We start from the raw sequence: 14,284 nt of genomic DNA on the forward strand, positions 1-14,284 counted from the left end.
GGCTACCAGCCGCGCTCGGCGAGGCGGTGCGGTGCGGGCAGATCGGCGACGTTGATGCCGACCATCGCCTCGCCGAGGCCGCGCGAGACGTCCGCGATCAGCTTCGCGTCCGTGGAATTCGCGGTCGCCGTGACGACGGCCGTCGCGCGCGCTTCGGGGTTGCCCGACTTGAAGATGCCCGAACCGACGAACACGCCGTCGGCGCCGAGCTGCATCATCATCGCCGCATCGGCCGGGGTGGCGACGCCGCCCGCCGTGAAGAGCGGCACCGGCAGTTTGCCGGTGCGCGCGACCTCGGCGACCAGCGCATACGGCGCCTGCAGCTCCTTCGCTGCGACGAAGAGCTCGTCATCGCCCAGCACGCCGAGCCGTGCGATCTCGCTCCTGATCGTGCGGATGTGCTTCGTCGCCTCGGAGACGTCGCCCGTGCCGGCCTCGCCCTTCGAGCGGATCATCGCCGCGCCCTCGGCGATGCGACGCAGCGCCTCGCCCAGATGCGTGGCCCCGCAGACGAACGGGACCGCGAAGCCGCGCTTGTCGATGTGGTTCACGTAATCGGCGGGCGAGAGCACCTCGCTCTCATCGACGAAGTCGACGCCCAGCGCCTCGAGCACCTGGGCCTCGACGAAGTGCCCGATGCGGGCCTTCGCCATGATCGGGATGGATACGGCGGCCCGGATGGCGTCGATGAGATCGGGGTCGCTCGCGCGGGCGACGCCGCCCTGCGCACGGATGTCGGCCGGGACGCGCTCGAGCGCCATGACGGCGACGGCGCCTGCTGCCTCGGCGATGCGCGCCTGCTCGGCGGTGACGACGTCCATGATGACGCCGCCGACGAAACGGTCGGCGAGTCCGCGCTTGACGAAGGTGGTTTCCGGAGTATCGAGTTCAGTCATGCCTCCACCATTGCCGGGACGATTGGTACTCTGCAAGATCCACTTCTCGTGATCAAGAGTGGACCATTGGGTCCGTGGATGCCAGACTTGACGCATGCCCGCCCCGCACCCCCGCACCCCCGCAGAGATTCCGGTGACGCTCGACCGCGCCGCCGAGAGCTCGCTGCCCGTGCAGATCGCGGCAGCCCTGCGCGACGCCATCGACCGCGAAGCGCTGCGGCCCGGCGAGAGCGTCGCCGCGACGCGGCAGTTCGCGCAGCGGCTCGGCGTCGCACGCGGTGTCGTGGTGGCCGCCTATGAGCAGCTCATCGCCGAGGGGTACCTCAGCGCCGAGCACGGTCGCGGCACCATGGTCAACCCCGATCTGATCGGTCGCCGCACCGCGCCGGGGCAGGGCGAACGGAGTCCGCGGGGGAACGCCGCTGCCGGCGAGCCCCATGCAGGTCGGGCAGCAGCCCATCCGGGAAGCCGCGGCGGCCGCTCCGATCCGCGCTCCGATCCGTACGACGAACGGCCGGCCCCGCGCCCGCCCCTGAAGCCCGGAGCGCCGGTCACCGATACGGTCGACAGGCCGGCATGGCGAGCGGCCTGGCGCAGCGCGCTCATCCGGGCCGATCGTCCGGCCCCGCCGCTCGGCGACCCGGGCCTGCGTGCGGAGATCGCCGAGCACCTGAGACTCGTGCGCGGCACCGCACGTCCCGCCGCCGATGTGCTCGTGACCGCCGGCGCGCGCGAGGGGCTCGGCCTGCTGCTCAGCGCCCTCGGCACCACGCACGGCAGGCGCCTCGTCGTGGGCGTCGAAGACCCCGGGTATCCGTCGCTGCGCGGTGTCGCCGCCCGGCACGGCGCGCGCATCGTCGGTCTGCCCGTCGACGACGACGGCCTGCGCGTCGACCGCCTGCCGAACGGCCTGCTCGACCTCGTCATCGTCACGCCGAGCCACCAGTACCCCGTCGGCGGTTCGCTGCCGCTGCCGCGCCGGCGTGAGCTGCTCGAGTGGGCCTCGCGCACCGGCGTGGTCATCGTCGAGGACGACTACGACTCCGAACTGCGCAGCACCGGCAGCCCCTTGCCGGCGCTCGCGGCGCTCGACGACCCCGTGTCGGGACCCGTGGTCACCCTCGGCACCTTCTCGAGCACGGTCACCCCGGCGCTCGCCGCAGGCTTCCTGCTCGCCCCCGAACGTCTGCGCGGGGTGCTCGAGCCGGTGCGCCGCGATCTCGGCTCGCCGGTGTCGACCGTCGTGCAGCTGGCGCTCGCGGAGTTCCTGCGCAGCGGCGAGCTGCGCCGCAACATCGCCCGCATGCGCCGGCGCTACGCGGCGCGGCGCGATCTGCTCTCCGAGCGCTTCGCAGGGCTCTCGGGCGCGCGCCCGCGGCCGATGAACGGGGGGCTGCACGCCGTCATCGAGCTGACGGGCGCGCCCGACGCCGTGCTGCGCCGCGAGTCCGAGATCGTGCGGCAGGCCGCTCGGCCCGCCCCGGAATTCCCAGAAGGTCTCGGGGTCGCGGCGCTCGGCGCGTACTGGCGGCATGAGCGCCCGGACCGCACGGCCGGACTCGTGCTCGGCATGGGCGGCCCCGAAGATGCGGTGTTCTCCGGCGCGATCGAGCGGCTGTGGGACGTGCTGCAGCGCAACGCCGGGTGAACGGTGCAGGCGCGCGGACGGTCAGCCGGCGAGCCGCTCGATGAGCGCGTCGCGCAGCACCACGGCATGATTGACCCGTTCGTCTTTCGCGCCGTACACGAGGGTGAGCGGCGAGTGCGCCCGAGCGAGCTCCGCGAGGGAGTCGAGCGCCGCGAGGCCAGGCCCGTCGGCCAGTTCCGACCGGTAGTCCGCAGCGAAGGCGGCGAAGTGCTCGGGGGAGTGCCCGTCGACGTCGGAGTGCCACGCGCGGCGCAGCTCGGGGCTCGGGGCGACATCCTTGTCCCAGAGATCGAGGTGCGCCGCTTCTTTCGCGATGCCGCGCGGCCAGAGCCGATCCACCATCACCCGGTAGCCGTCGCCGGGTTCTGCGTTCTCGTACACGCGTTTGATCCTGATGTCCATGCTTCCAGTGTCCTCCTCCGCGGGCCCGAGCACCAGGGCGTGCGGATCGGGCCTGCGCTCGGCCCGAGCGAGTACCCTGGCGGGGTGAGTGTTGACAGTATTTCGCCGAGCATGCAGAACTACCTGAAGGTGATCTGGAGCCTGCAGGAGTGGTCCGAGGCGCCCGTGACGAACTCCGCGATCGCCGAAGCGGCGGGAGTGCGGCTGTCGACCGTCTCGGATGCGCTGCGCAAGCTCTCCGATCTCGAGCTCATCGGGCACGCGCCGTACGGCAGCGTCACCCTTACGGAGATCGGGCATCAGCACGCCGTCGCGATGACCCGCCGCCACCGGCTGCTCGAGACGTTCCTCGTGCAGATGCTCGACTACGAGTGGGACGAGGTGCATGACGAGGCCGACCGCCTCGAGCACGCGGTCTCCGACGAACTGGTCGACCGAGTCGACCGGGTGCTCGGGTTCCCGACCCGGGATCCGCACGGCGATCCGATCCCCGGCGCCGATGGTCGCGTGCACCGCCCCGATGCCGTCGTGCTGCAGCTCGCGAGCGCCCCGGGTCGGGTGCGCGTCGAACGCATCTCGGATGCCGACAACGAGATGCTGCAGTACTTCGCCTCGCGCGGCATCGTCGTGGACGCGGAGCTCGAGCTGCTGCCGTCGGAACCGTACGCCGAGACCGTGACGGTGCAGCTGGCCGGCACCGGCGAGCCGATCAGCCTGGGGCCGGCGGCCTCCTCGTCGATCTGGGTGTCGGCGATGCCGGACGATCGGCGATAATGGAAGCGGTTCGAGTGCGAAGCTGTCGAGAGGGGGGCCGTGTTCAACTGGTGGAAGAAGCGCAAGCGTAATCGTGGGCGACCGCGGCGCCTGCCGCGCCGTGTGCTGGCTCCGGTCGAGGAGATCGTCGAGCAGGGGCTGCTCGTCGCCGATGTCGCGGTGCGCATGACGGTGAAGAACGACATCATCATGAACGCGCTGAAGCGCCACGTCGACTACGACAAGGCAGAGATCATCGAGATGGTGCGCAGCGCGACCGAGAAGCTCGCCGACGAGCGCGAGCACGACGCCGAGCACATCGGGCGGATGATCGGCGAGATCCGCGACACCGGCCGCAGCTCGTGGAGCGAATCCGACTACGGCATCGGCGACAACACGACGCTCAAGCATCGTCGCGAGGTCTACGCCGGGGTCGCGGAGGAGCTGCGCAAGCGCGTCGAGGACGAGGAGTTCCTCGCGGAGACGGCCGGGCGCGCACGCGATCTCGCCTGGGCGGAGATCGGCGACTCGCTGAAGGAGCGCGCGTCGCACCCGTACTACAGCGGCGGCGACAACGACGAGTACCGCGGGGCGCGCGAAGGGCGTATCCAGCAGTTCATCGAACGCGACCTCACGGAGCTCATCCAGCAGCAGAGCGCGAAGCCGTCACGCCTGCGCATGCGCACCCGCAAGGAGAAGTGAGGCGAGGGCGCTCAGCCTTCGTCGTGCGTCTCGCGCTTCTGCGACTGCGGAACGTCTCGGCGCAGCTCGGGATGCTTCGCGAGGTATCCCTCGATGAACCAGCACGATGCAAGGATGCGTCGGCCGTCCGCCGCGCTGCCCGTCAGCGCGCGTCGGGCGAGCACGCCCGAGAGCCCGGTGCCGCGCAGCGACGGATCGACGACGGTGTGATCGAAATCGATCGCGTCGTCGCCGATGAGGGTATAGTGCGCCTCGCCGATCATGCGGGGTTCCGGCGCGCCGGGCCCCGCCTCGCCACCGGGCTGCTGCAGCAGGGCGTATCGGTGCCGGTCGGCCTGGTGCACGATGGTGAAGCCGTCTGCTGCGGCTGCGGCTTCGTCCTGGTATCTCGCCATGAGCCCACCATAATCCCATCCCCCTCGCGCTATTCTGAGATGATGCGTACGAGGACCTGGAGAGCAGCCGGCGCCGCAGCATCCGCGACCGCCGCGCTGCTGCTCATCGGCTGCCAGGCCGCCGCTCCCGAGGAGCCGCCGGAGCCGGAAGTGCTGTCGGCGACGAAGGCGGGCGGGCTCTACCTGTCGGCCGTGTGCCCGGTGAACGAAGCGTGGGATGAGCTCGACGTGGAAGTCGATCGTCTGCGGATCGCCCAGTCCCGCGGCGACGACGGCACCGAGGGCTTCTCCGAGGCGATGCTCGCGGTCGGCGAGGCGAGCGAGCGTGCCGCGGGGCAGCTCGAACCGAAGGATCGTGCCTGGCCGGCGGATGCCGTGGACGAGGTCGAGGCGGTGCGCGACACGCTGCGCGATGACGCGAAGCAGGCCGAGAAGGTCGCCGACCTGCCCATCGAGAAGGCGACCGTCTATTCGTGGAAGGGGGCGGCCGACGCCGGCGTCGCAGCGGCCGAGGCTCGAGAGGCGCTCGGGCTGCCCGCGGACGCGGAGACGGCCTGCACGCAGTGGCAGGAGCAGGAGGCGGAGCGGAGCGCCGCCGAGAGATCCGCGACCGAGGACTCTCAGACCGAGAAGCCCGCGACGGAGAAGCCCGCGACCGAGAAGCCCGCGACGGAGAAGCCGGTCACTGAAAAGTCTCCGGCAGAAAAGAGCGGTGCGGCGAAGAACTAGCGCGGAGATTCCGGTAGGCTTGACCTCTTATGTCTGATTCACCTTCGGCCCACTCCGAACCCTTCGGCGATGCGGGGGAGCCGGAGTTCGGCGCCCGCGAACAGCTCGCGATCTGGCTGCTGCTCGCCTCGGCCTTCGTCGTCATCCTCAACGAGACGATCATGAGCGTGGCGCTGCCGCCCGTCATGGACGACCTCGGCATCACCGCGGCGGTCGGCCAGTGGCTGACGACGGCGTTCCTGCTGACGATGAGCGTCGTGATCCCGATCACCGGCATGCTCATCCAGCGCGTCGACACGCGCCCGCTCTTCATCGTCGCGATGAGCCTGTTCACCGCGGGCACGCTGATCGCCGCCGCCGCCCCGGGCTTCACCATGCTGCTGCTCGGGCGGGTGGTGCAGGCCGGCGGCACGGCGATCATGATGCCGCTTCTCATGACGACGGTGGTGACGCTCGTTCCCGAGCGCCAGCGCGGTCGCCTCATGGGGCGCATCGCGATCGTCATCTCGGTGGCGCCGGCGCTCGGGCCGACGATCTCGGGGCTGATACTCGAGGTGCTCGACTGGCGCTGGCTGTTCATCTTCGTGCTGCCGGTCGCCGGCGCGGCGCTCGTGATCGGCGCCGTGAAGATGCCGAACGTCGGCATGCTCCGCGTCGCGCGCATCGATGTGCTGTCGGTGCTGCTGTCGGTGCTCTCGTTCGGCGGGCTCGTGTACGGGCTCAGCCTGATCGGCGATGCGGCGAACGGCAACGCGCTCATGCCGCCGTGGGTCGCCCTCGTCGTCGGAGCGCTCGCGCTCGCGGCATTCGTGGCCCGACAGTTGCGACTGCAGCGCGACGACCGCGCGCTGCTCGACCTGCGCACCTTCGAGACGCGCCCGTACGCGCTGTCGGTGCTGCTGTTCTCGTTCAGCTCGATGGCGCTCTTCGGGTCGCTGATCCTGCTGCCGATCTACGTGCAGAAGGTGCTCGGCGAGAGCACGCTGGTCACGGGCCTGCTGCTGCTGCCCGGCGGGCTGCTCATGGGCCTGCTCGGCCCGACGGTCGGGCGCATGGTCGACAGCCGCGGCGCCCGCTTCATGCTGATACCGGGCACGGGCGTCACCGCGCTCTCGATGTGGTGCATGGGGCTCTTCACCGACGCGACCAGCGTATGGCAGGTGCTCGGCACGCACCTGCTGCTCAGCGTCGGCCTCGCTGGCGTGTTCACGCCGCTGTTCTCCGTCTCGCTCGGTTCGCTGCCGAAGCGCCTCGCTTCGCACGGCAGCGCCATGATCTCGACGGCGCAGCAGGTGGCGGGCGCGGCGGGCACGGCGCTGTTCGTGACGGTGATGACGCTGGTATCGGTGTCGGTCGCGGGCTCCGCCGAGGCGGTGACGCCGCACTCGCTCGCGGCGGGCACGCGCATCGCCTTCATCGTGGGGGCGGCGGTCAGCACGGTCGGCTTCGCGATCTCCTTCTTCGTCAGGGATCAGCCCCAGCCCGTTCCGGGCGCGCCCGACGGGAACGCTTGACAGTTCGGCAAGCGACATTATGCTTGCCGATATGGAAAGTGATTTCGAAGAGGGTCGCGACGAAGCGAGCGAAGGCGCATCGGCGGAGCGCGCCCGCGAGCTGCTCGCGAGCGTCGGCACCGACGGCGCCCGGCTCGCGGCGGCCCTCGTGACACCGTGGTGGTACCACCCGCTGCTCGCCACCATCGTCGCGACGATGGTGGCAGCGCAGGCGCTGCCGAACGGCCTCGGCCTCGGTATTGTCGTCTTCGGCATCATCTCGATGGCGCTGCTGCCGCGGGTCTACGCGAAGCGATACGGCGTCGCGGTCTCGAAGCCGGCGGGCCGGCGTTCGCGCGGGTTCATGATCGCACTCATCGTGCTGATGGCGGTGAGCTTCGTCGCGGGCCTCGCGGTGAAGCTGGCGGCGCTGCCGACGGCCTGGGTGCTGGTGCCGATGGTCATCGCGTTCGTCGGCGTCATCGTCATCGGCCGCAGTTACGACGCGGCCCTGCGCCAGGAGCTCGCGCGGAACGGGACGCCGAATGACAGCGGGGCGGGGAAGTGAGTCGCAGTGCGCCCGATCGGCGGGCCGCATTCGACGATCTCATCCACTCGCCGGTGCGCTTGCGCATCTGCGCGCTGCTCAGACGCACCGACGAGGTGGAGTTCGCGGTGATCCGCGATACGCTGGAGGTCAGCGATGCGCACCTCTCGAAGAACCTCAAGCTGCTCGCCGACGCCGAGTACCTCCGGCTGCGCAAGGAGAGCTCGCCCGGGTCGGGCGATGCCCGCAAGCGCACCTGGGTCGCGCTGACCGCCGCGGGTCGCGACGCGGTCGAGGGACATCTCGCCGCGCTCGCGCGCATCGCCGGCGAACCGCTCGGTTGATCGCATGTCTTTCGGCCGCGAGATGCTCCCGTCGACAGCGAGACGAACCCTTGTGCACGAGACACATCCGGGGAAGCGAGATTCGCACCGTCGTCTCGCGCAGGGTGGATGCGGGAGCCGGGGGAGAGCCGACGGAGATGACGAAGGGCGGGGCGCAGCTCGTCAGAACTGCGCCCCGCCCTTCGCCGGCTGAAGCAGCGGCGTCTACTTCTTCTCGAAGAGATTGCCGACGAGCGTGCTGCCGATGAGCACGACCGCGAGCAGTACGACGCCGACGATCGAGATCGCCACGACATCGACCGGGGTGCCCGCGCTCGAGAACATCGAGTGCTCCTCGCCCTCGTGCGCGAACGCGGGGGCTGCGACGAATACCGAGGCGAGTGCCACGGTCACGGCTGCGGCGATGCGGGTGCGGATCTTCACGTTGTCTCCTCGCGAATGTCGGTGGGGCGCAGGGCGCCGATCCCTCCCATCCTATCCCGATTCTCGGGGCGCGCGGGCCGCGCCGCACCCGACTCGCGGCGGTGCGGCGCCGAACGCTACGCTGGCACGCATGACGGCGCTCGATCCCTGCCCCTGCGGCCGCGGCGAACCCTACAGCGCGTGCTGCGGCCCGCTGCACGGCGGGGAACCGGCGCCGACCGCCGAACGGCTCATGCGGTCGCGCTACAGCGCCTTCGTGCTCGGGCTCGCCGACTACCTGCTCGATACCTGGCACCCGCGGAACCGGCCGGAGGCGCTCGAGATCGACGACGAGGTGCGATGGCTCCGTCTGCTCATCGAGGCGACCGAAGGCGGCGGCCCCTTCGACCGCGCGGGCGTCGTGGAGTTCACCGCCATCGGGCGCACCCCGTCCGGGCGGTTCGAGCAGCGCGAACGCAGTCGCTTCGAGCGGAGCGGGCCCGAGCGGCGCTGGGTCTACGTCGACGGGGACGTCGCCGGCTGAGCGCCCTGCGCGGGACAGCGCACTCGCGCGATCAGCGGATGTACACGTCGAGATGGTTGCCGACGGTGCCGCGGTCGTAGATCTTGCCCGGGTAACCGAAGGGCGTCTCGTAGACCGTGCCCTTCGGGGCCGACCCCGCGAGCACGATGAACCCCTGGTCATCGCTCACGTATCCGGCCGCATTCAGGTGGCGCCCCGGAATGTCGAGGCCCGGGCCGGGCAGCACCTGCTCGCTGTAGTAGGTGAACTTGTAGCCGCCCCAGTTGACGACGCCCTTCGACATGAACTGGTCGAGCGTGAACTCGGCCGCGGCCGGCGGTCCCGCGGCGCCGGGCGCCGCCGTGGCGTCCTCGGCGATGGGCACCTCGGAATCGAGCGCGGGCGCCTCGGCAGCAGCAGCGGTGAAGCCCTGATGCCGCTGCAACTGGGCGGCGACGCTGCTCTCGTCGGCGAGCGCGGTGTCGACCGAGAACGGGGCGAGCGCCGCCGAGCCGAGCAGCAGCACCGAGACCGCGACCCCGCCCGCGACGCGCACGCGTCGGAGGCGTCGGAGACCGGGGGAGGTCGGTCGAGTCATGGCAGGCACAGTGCGACGATTGTACCCCGCGCGTGTCAGAACCCTCGGTGAGGGTCGATCAGCGCGCGTTCCGCAGCCACTCCTCGACCTCGTCGGCGGTGCGCGGGATCGCCGCGGAGAGGTTCTCGCAGCCGTCCTCGGTCACCAGGATGTCGTCCTCGATACGCACGCCGATGCCGCGCAGCGCTTCGGGAACGGTGAGATCGTCGGGCTGGAGGTACAGACCCGGCTCGATCGTGAAGATCATCCCGGGTTCGAGGGTGCCCTCCATATACATCTCGCGCCGCGCCTGCGCGCAGTCGTGCACGTCGAGGCCGAGGTGGTGGCTCGTGCCGTGCACCATGTAGCGGCGGTGGTAGGCGGTATCGGTGCCTGCGGCCGGCATCTCCAGCCCCCATTCGCGGGTGCGGCGTTCGATGACCGCCATCGCGGCATCGTGCACCTCGCTGAAGCGGATGCCGGGCCGCACGATCGCGAGAGCCGCATCCGCTGCCTCGAGGACCGCCTCGTACACCCTGCGCTGGTCGGGGCTGAAACTGCCCGAGACGGGCACGGTGCGCGTGATGTCGGCCGTGTACAGGCTGTCGAGCTCGACGCCGGCGTCGAGCAGCAGCAGTTCGCCTGCGGGTACGGCGCCGTCGTTGCGGATCCAGTGCAGGGTGCAGGCGTGCGCCCCCGCGGCCGCGATGGTCTCGTAGCCGACGGTGTTGCCGTCGAGCCTCGCCCGCTGGTTGAAGACCCCTTCGACGATGCGCTCGCCGCGCGGGTGCGCGCTCGCCTCGGGAAGGGCGGCCAGCACCTCGTCGAAACCGCGCGCGGTCGCGCCGATGGCGGCCCGCATCTCGGCGACCTCGTAGGCGTCCTTCACGAGGCGCAGCTCCGACGCCGCGCGGGCGAGCTCCGCGTCGTCGAGGGTGCGATCGGTGTCCCGCGCCTCGAATTCCGCGAGGGGGGCAGTGGCCAGCCCGAGCAGGGCCGCGACCTGCGCCAGAGTCGGGCGAGCGCCGATCCAGAACTCGCCGATCTCGGGGTTCGCGAAGAACTCGTCGCTGTCGCGCCCGGCCGCCTCGCGGAAGAAGAGCGTCGCGGTGTGCGTCGGCGCCTCGACGGTGCCGTCGCCCGCGCCGCCCGGCGCTGCCTCGCTGCAGGGATCGAGCACCAGCACCGCCCCCGGCTCGCTCGCCGAGCCCCAGCCCGTCAGATGGGCGAAGGCGCTGTGCGCGCGGAAGCCGTAGAAGGTGTCGTTCGAGCGCTGCTTCATCGCACCCGCGGCGATCACCAGCCGTTCGCCGACGAACTGGGCGCCGAGTGCGGCACGACGAGCCGCCGCGAACGGGGCCGCCGCATGCGCTTCGGGCAGCGGCTCCGCGCGCTCGGCCCAGGCGCTCGAGATGTACTCGAGGAACTCGGTCGACCGCGGGGTCGTGCTGCGGCTGCTGTGATCGATCGTCGCGTCGTGCGTCTGCTGCTCGTGTGCGCTCATGCCTCCATCATGCCAGCCTGCGGTCAGCGTTCCGCTCCGAGGGCGGAGCGGACCGCGAGCGCCCCGGCCGCCTAGAATGAGGGGATGGAATCGATGCCGGCTGCGGGCTACGACCTGCACACCCATTCGACGTTCTCGGACGGCACGACTTCTCCGGCCGAGATCGCGCGCGAGGCGGCCCGCATCGGGCTCGCCGGGTTCGCGCTCACCGACCACGACACCATCGACGGCTGGGGCGAGGCGCGCGAGGCGGCCGCCGCTGCCGGAGTCGACTTCGTGCCCGGGATCGAGATCACCACGAAGCATCGGGGGCTGTCGCGGCACCTGCTCGGCTACGGCATCCGGTCCGAGGCCGGCGAGCTCTTCGAAACGCTCGCCGAAATACGCGAATCGCGCCTGGCTCGGGCGCGCGAGATGGTGCGTCGCCTCTCGGGGGAGTACGCGATCTCGTGGGACGCGGTCGTCGGCTCGAACGATGTGCGCACCGTCGGGCGGCCGCACATCGCCGACGCTCTGGTCGCGGCGGGCTACGCCGTCGATCGCAGCGCGGCCTTCGCCGAGATGCTCTCGCCGGCCTCGCCCTACTACCTCGACACCTATGCGGTCGACACTGCGAACGCCATCCGGCTCGTGCGCGACGCCGGCGGGTTCCCGGTGATCGCGCACCCCGCCGCGAGCCGTCAGCGTCGGCCGCTCCCGGTCGACGACCTCGCGGAGCTCGCGGAGGCGGGACTCGGTGGAGTCGAGCTCGACCATCCCGAGAATCGGGCCGATTGGCTGCCGCCGCTCGCCGCGCATGCCGTGTCGCTCGGCCTCGAGGTCACGGGCGCGAGCGATTACCACGGCGACGGCAAGCCGAATCGGCTCGGCGAGTGCACGAGCCCGCCCGAAGTCGTCGCCCGCATCCGCGCCGACGTCGCGCTTCCGGCTTAGGACGGGGGCCCGCCTCCGGGCTCCGGGCTGATTTGCGTCCCTGCTCGATTGATGTAGGCTGTGATCGCTCCGGCATTAATGTGTACATAAACAAGAATCACAGCGAGGTGTTCTTATGTTCGGCTTGCCCGCAAGTACGGCGATAATTATTTTCGGTATACCTTCAATATGGGTCATCTACACCCTCGTGTTCGTCTACGTGTCGCGCCATTGGAGTGCTGAAGACGTCGAGGAAGATGCCGACACCGGCATCACGGCTGCTCGTACCGAGGGCGGTGGCGCAGCATGAACATCGAAACCTGGTTCCTCATCGTCTACTTCATCGCGATGGCCGGCATCGGCGTATGGACGCTCAAGATCGGATCGAAGGGCGCCGAAGGCTACCTGCTGGGCGGGCGCAGCCTCGGCCCCGCCGTCACCGCGCTGCGCCTGCAGTCGTCGTCGATGTCGGGGTACATGTTCCTGGGCGCCGGTTCGCTCGCATACACGAAGGGCTACTACTCGCTCTGGTACGCCATGGGCGACATCGGCGGCGGCGTGCTCAACCTGTCGATCCTCGGCCGCCGCATGCGCAAGCTCTCGCAGATCCTCGGGTCGCTGACGTCGATCGAATACCTCGAGCACCGCTACCCGTCGCGCTGGATCCGCGCGATCGCGGCGCCGATCGCGCTGTTCTGCATCTTCTTCTACGTGATGAGCCAGTTCATCGCGGGCGGCCGCGGCCTCGAGATGGTCACCGGCGTGCCCTACGCCTGGTCGCTGCTCATCGCCGTCGGCGTCATCGTCTTCTACACCTTCCTCGGCGGCTACCTCGCCGTGGCGTACACCGATTTCGTGCAGGCCATCATCATGCTCATCGGCATGGTCTGGATCCTCGTCGGCACCATGCAGGCCATCGGCGGCTGGACCGCCGGTAACGAGGCCGTCGCCGAGATCAACCCGAACCTGCTGACCATGTGGGGCCCCGACGGCATCGGCTCCGTGCAGTGGGGCGTCATCATCGGCGCCGTGCTCGTCTTCTCGATCGGATACATGGGCTGGCCGCACGTCAACGTCAGCCACATGGCGATGAAGAAGCCCTCGGTGGCACGCTCGGCGAGCCTCTACGCGACTGGCTTCAACCTGCTGTTCATCCCGGCGCCCTACATCGTCGGCGTCATGGCCCTGATCATCCTGCCGAACCTCGACAATCCCGAGCTCGCGGTGTTCGAGGTCGCGGATACGGTGCTGCCGAACTTCGCCGTCGGTATCGTCATGGCAGGCATCATGGCCGCCATCATGTCGACGGCCGACGCCCTGCTGCTGCAGTCGGGCACCATCGCGAGCCAGGATCTGATCCAGCGCTTCTTCATCAAGAACCTGAGCGACCGACAGTCGGTCTGGATCTCGCGCATCACGGTCTTCGTGCTCGCCGCCATCGGCTACATCGTCGCCGTGAACAACCCGCCCGCGGTCGCGGAGGTCGTCATCTTCTCGACCACCGTGCTCGGCGCGGCCTTCGTACCGGTGTACATCGGCGCGGCCTGGTGGAAGAAGGCGAACGTTCCCGGCGCGATCGCGTCGATGCTGCTCGGCACGGTCTCGTCGGTCGGCTGGCAGCTGAGCGGTCTCGTCGACTCGACCGGCGTCGACCCCATGGGCATCGGCATCGTCTGCTCGACACTGGGGCTCATCCTCGTGTCGCTCGCCACGCAGAAGTCGCACCCCGTCCCCGCGCACATCGTGGAGGCGCTCATCGAGACCGACAAGATCGGTCCGATCCCCGCACGCATGCTGACCGGCCAGAACGATGCGCTGTCGGCGCAGGTGCCGCAGAATGCCTCTGGCAAGTAACGGAGAGACCGCCCGGGGCCGGCGCCCCGGGCGGTCCGCCCTCGATGAAACCGCAGCGGTGAGCCTCGCCCGGCTCACCTCGGAGCGCGACGCCATCGCCGTGCTGCGCCGCAAGGTGCCGGGAGCTGAGGCGGTGGCCAGCGAGGTGTTCCACCCGTTCTGGTGGGCCCGCCTGCAGGTGCGCACCCGCGGCCTGATCCCTCGTCGCCGCACGGCGGATGACGGCGGCGAGCCGGCCGGCACCGTCATGAACGTGCTCGTGAATGCGCACTCGGGCCGCAGCTTCATCGCCGATTTCGAGCCATCGGGCGAAGAGATCGACCCTGCGCAGTGGCAGGAGGAGCTCGACCGACTCGGCGAGCTGCGCACCGGCGTGAGCGCCGAGGACGCCCAGATCGCAGCCCGCGCCCTCGTACGCACGAAGGTCGTGAAGACCGTCAAGCTCGGCATGCGCATCGACATCTCGCCGATCGGCGCACCGATCCCGGTGCTCAAGCCGAACTGGCTGGTGGAGGGCGCGAACGGGAAGTTCTCGGCGCGGTTCCTCGTCGACGGGCTCGACGGCACGCACTACGTCATCCGCGCGGAGAAGCTCTAGCGGTT

General features: G+C 70.1%; 18 protein-coding genes. 12 read left to right on the forward strand and 6 right to left on the reverse strand.

The window, feature by feature from the left end:
* Positions 1–2 precede the first annotated feature (2 nt).
* On the reverse strand, positions 3–896 hold the full coding sequence (pdxS, locus tag NHL51_RS07185) for a pyridoxal 5'-phosphate synthase lyase subunit PdxS (RefSeq protein WP_434142740.1): 894 nt from the start codon (positions 894–896) through the stop codon (positions 3–5).
* A gap of 94 nt (positions 897–990) precedes the next feature.
* Here pdxS and NHL51_RS07190 point away from each other — a divergent pair, with 94 nt between their 5' ends.
* Positions 991–2,544 carry a PLP-dependent aminotransferase family protein gene (locus tag NHL51_RS07190; RefSeq protein ID WP_434142741.1) on the forward strand — a complete coding sequence of 518 codons (1,554 nt, stop codon included), beginning with the start codon at positions 991–993 and terminating at the stop codon, positions 2,542–2,544.
* A 21-nt stretch (positions 2,545–2,565) separates the two neighbouring features.
* Here NHL51_RS07190 and NHL51_RS07195 read toward each other — a convergent pair whose 3' ends face one another.
* Complete coding sequence (locus tag NHL51_RS07195) at positions 2,566–2,946, reverse strand: DUF488 domain-containing protein (protein WP_434142742.1); 381 nt, start codon at positions 2,944–2,946, stop codon at positions 2,566–2,568.
* Between the two features lie 84 nt (positions 2,947–3,030).
* Between NHL51_RS07195 and NHL51_RS07200 the strand changes: the two genes are divergently transcribed.
* Both NHL51_RS07200 and NHL51_RS07205 read left to right on the forward strand, forming a co-directional pair.
* Positions 3,031–3,720, forward strand: a complete 690-nt coding sequence (locus tag NHL51_RS07200) for a metal-dependent transcriptional regulator (RefSeq protein WP_434142743.1) — start codon at positions 3,031–3,033, stop codon at positions 3,718–3,720.
* A gap of 39 nt (positions 3,721–3,759) precedes the next feature.
* Entirely contained in the window at positions 3,760–4,401 is a 642-nt protein-coding gene (locus NHL51_RS07205) for an asparagine synthase (RefSeq protein WP_434142744.1), read from the forward strand.
* Between the two features lie 11 nt (positions 4,402–4,412).
* Here the strand turns inward: NHL51_RS07205 and NHL51_RS07210 are convergent, their stop codons facing one another.
* Positions 4,413–4,796 (reverse strand): GNAT family N-acetyltransferase, encoded by a 384-nt coding sequence (locus NHL51_RS07210; RefSeq protein ID WP_434142745.1) that lies wholly within the window; start codon positions 4,794–4,796, stop codon positions 4,413–4,415.
* Between the two features lie 42 nt (positions 4,797–4,838).
* On the opposite strand from NHL51_RS07210, the gene NHL51_RS07215 reads away from it, so the two are divergent.
* Genes NHL51_RS07215 through NHL51_RS07230 form a run of 4 tightly spaced genes read left to right on the forward strand, consistent with a single transcriptional unit; the run spans position 4,839 to position 7,909 of the window.
* Positions 4,839–5,525 (forward strand): hypothetical protein, encoded by a 687-nt coding sequence (locus NHL51_RS07215; RefSeq protein ID WP_434142746.1) that lies wholly within the window; start codon positions 4,839–4,841, stop codon positions 5,523–5,525.
* Positions 5,526–5,554: 29 nt separating this feature from the next.
* Complete coding sequence (locus tag NHL51_RS07220; protein WP_434142748.1) at positions 5,555–7,039, forward strand: MDR family MFS transporter; 1,485 nt, start codon at positions 5,555–5,557, stop codon at positions 7,037–7,039.
* 31 nt (positions 7,040–7,070) lie between these two features.
* Positions 7,071–7,586 (forward strand): hypothetical protein, encoded by a 516-nt coding sequence (locus NHL51_RS07225; protein WP_434142749.1) that lies wholly within the window; start codon positions 7,071–7,073, stop codon positions 7,584–7,586.
* Positions 7,583–7,909, forward strand: a complete 327-nt coding sequence (locus NHL51_RS07230) for a transcriptional regulator (protein WP_434142751.1) — start codon at positions 7,583–7,585, stop codon at positions 7,907–7,909. Before NHL51_RS07225 ends, NHL51_RS07230 begins: the two co-directional genes overlap by 4 nt.
* Positions 7,910–8,113: 204 nt before the next feature.
* Here NHL51_RS07230 and NHL51_RS07235 read toward each other — a convergent pair whose 3' ends face one another.
* Positions 8,114–8,332 (reverse strand): hypothetical protein, encoded by a 219-nt coding sequence (locus NHL51_RS07235; RefSeq protein ID WP_434142752.1) that lies wholly within the window; start codon positions 8,330–8,332, stop codon positions 8,114–8,116.
* Between the two features lie 130 nt (positions 8,333–8,462).
* On the opposite strand from NHL51_RS07235, the gene NHL51_RS07240 reads away from it, so the two are divergent.
* Positions 8,463–8,855: a YchJ family protein gene (locus NHL51_RS07240; protein WP_434142753.1), complete on the forward strand. Its 393-nt coding sequence runs from the start codon at positions 8,463–8,465 to the stop codon at positions 8,853–8,855.
* 31 nt (positions 8,856–8,886) lie between these two features.
* Here the strand turns inward: NHL51_RS07240 and NHL51_RS07245 are convergent, their stop codons facing one another.
* A complete protein-coding gene (locus NHL51_RS07245) occupies positions 8,887–9,441 on the reverse strand; it encodes a hypothetical protein (RefSeq protein WP_434142754.1) in 555 nt (184 codons plus the stop codon).
* 49 nt (positions 9,442–9,490) lie between these two features.
* Positions 9,491–10,915: an aminopeptidase P family protein gene (locus NHL51_RS07250; RefSeq protein WP_434142756.1), complete on the reverse strand. Its 1,425-nt coding sequence runs from the start codon at positions 10,913–10,915 to the stop codon at positions 9,491–9,493.
* Between the two features lie 84 nt (positions 10,916–10,999).
* On the opposite strand from NHL51_RS07250, the gene NHL51_RS07255 reads away from it, so the two are divergent.
* The 4 genes from NHL51_RS07255 (at position 11,000) to NHL51_RS07270 (ending at position 14,279) form a co-directional block, all read left to right on the forward strand.
* The gene (locus NHL51_RS07255) at positions 11,000–11,848 is read left to right on the forward strand and encodes a PHP domain-containing protein (RefSeq protein WP_434142758.1); all 849 of its coding nucleotides are present in this window, start codon (positions 11,000–11,002) and stop codon (positions 11,846–11,848) included.
* Positions 11,849–11,963: 115 nt separating this feature from the next.
* On the forward strand, positions 11,964–12,137 hold the full coding sequence (locus tag NHL51_RS07260) for a hypothetical protein (RefSeq protein WP_434142759.1): 174 nt from the start codon (positions 11,964–11,966) through the stop codon (positions 12,135–12,137).
* On the forward strand, positions 12,134–13,681 hold the full coding sequence (locus NHL51_RS07265) for a sodium/proline symporter (RefSeq protein WP_434142760.1): 1,548 nt from the start codon (positions 12,134–12,136) through the stop codon (positions 13,679–13,681). The genes NHL51_RS07260 and NHL51_RS07265 overlap by 4 nt, the downstream gene beginning before the upstream one ends.
* Before the next feature lie 58 nt (positions 13,682–13,739).
* Positions 13,740–14,279: a hypothetical protein gene (locus NHL51_RS07270; protein WP_434142761.1), complete on the forward strand. Its 540-nt coding sequence runs from the start codon at positions 13,740–13,742 to the stop codon at positions 14,277–14,279.
* The last annotated feature ends 5 nt before the right edge of the window (positions 14,280–14,284 follow it).

Origin of the sequence: Leucobacter sp. gxy201, from assembly GCF_051043335.1 — a bacterium.
GTDB lineage: Bacteria > Actinomycetota > Actinomycetes > Actinomycetales > Microbacteriaceae > Leucobacter.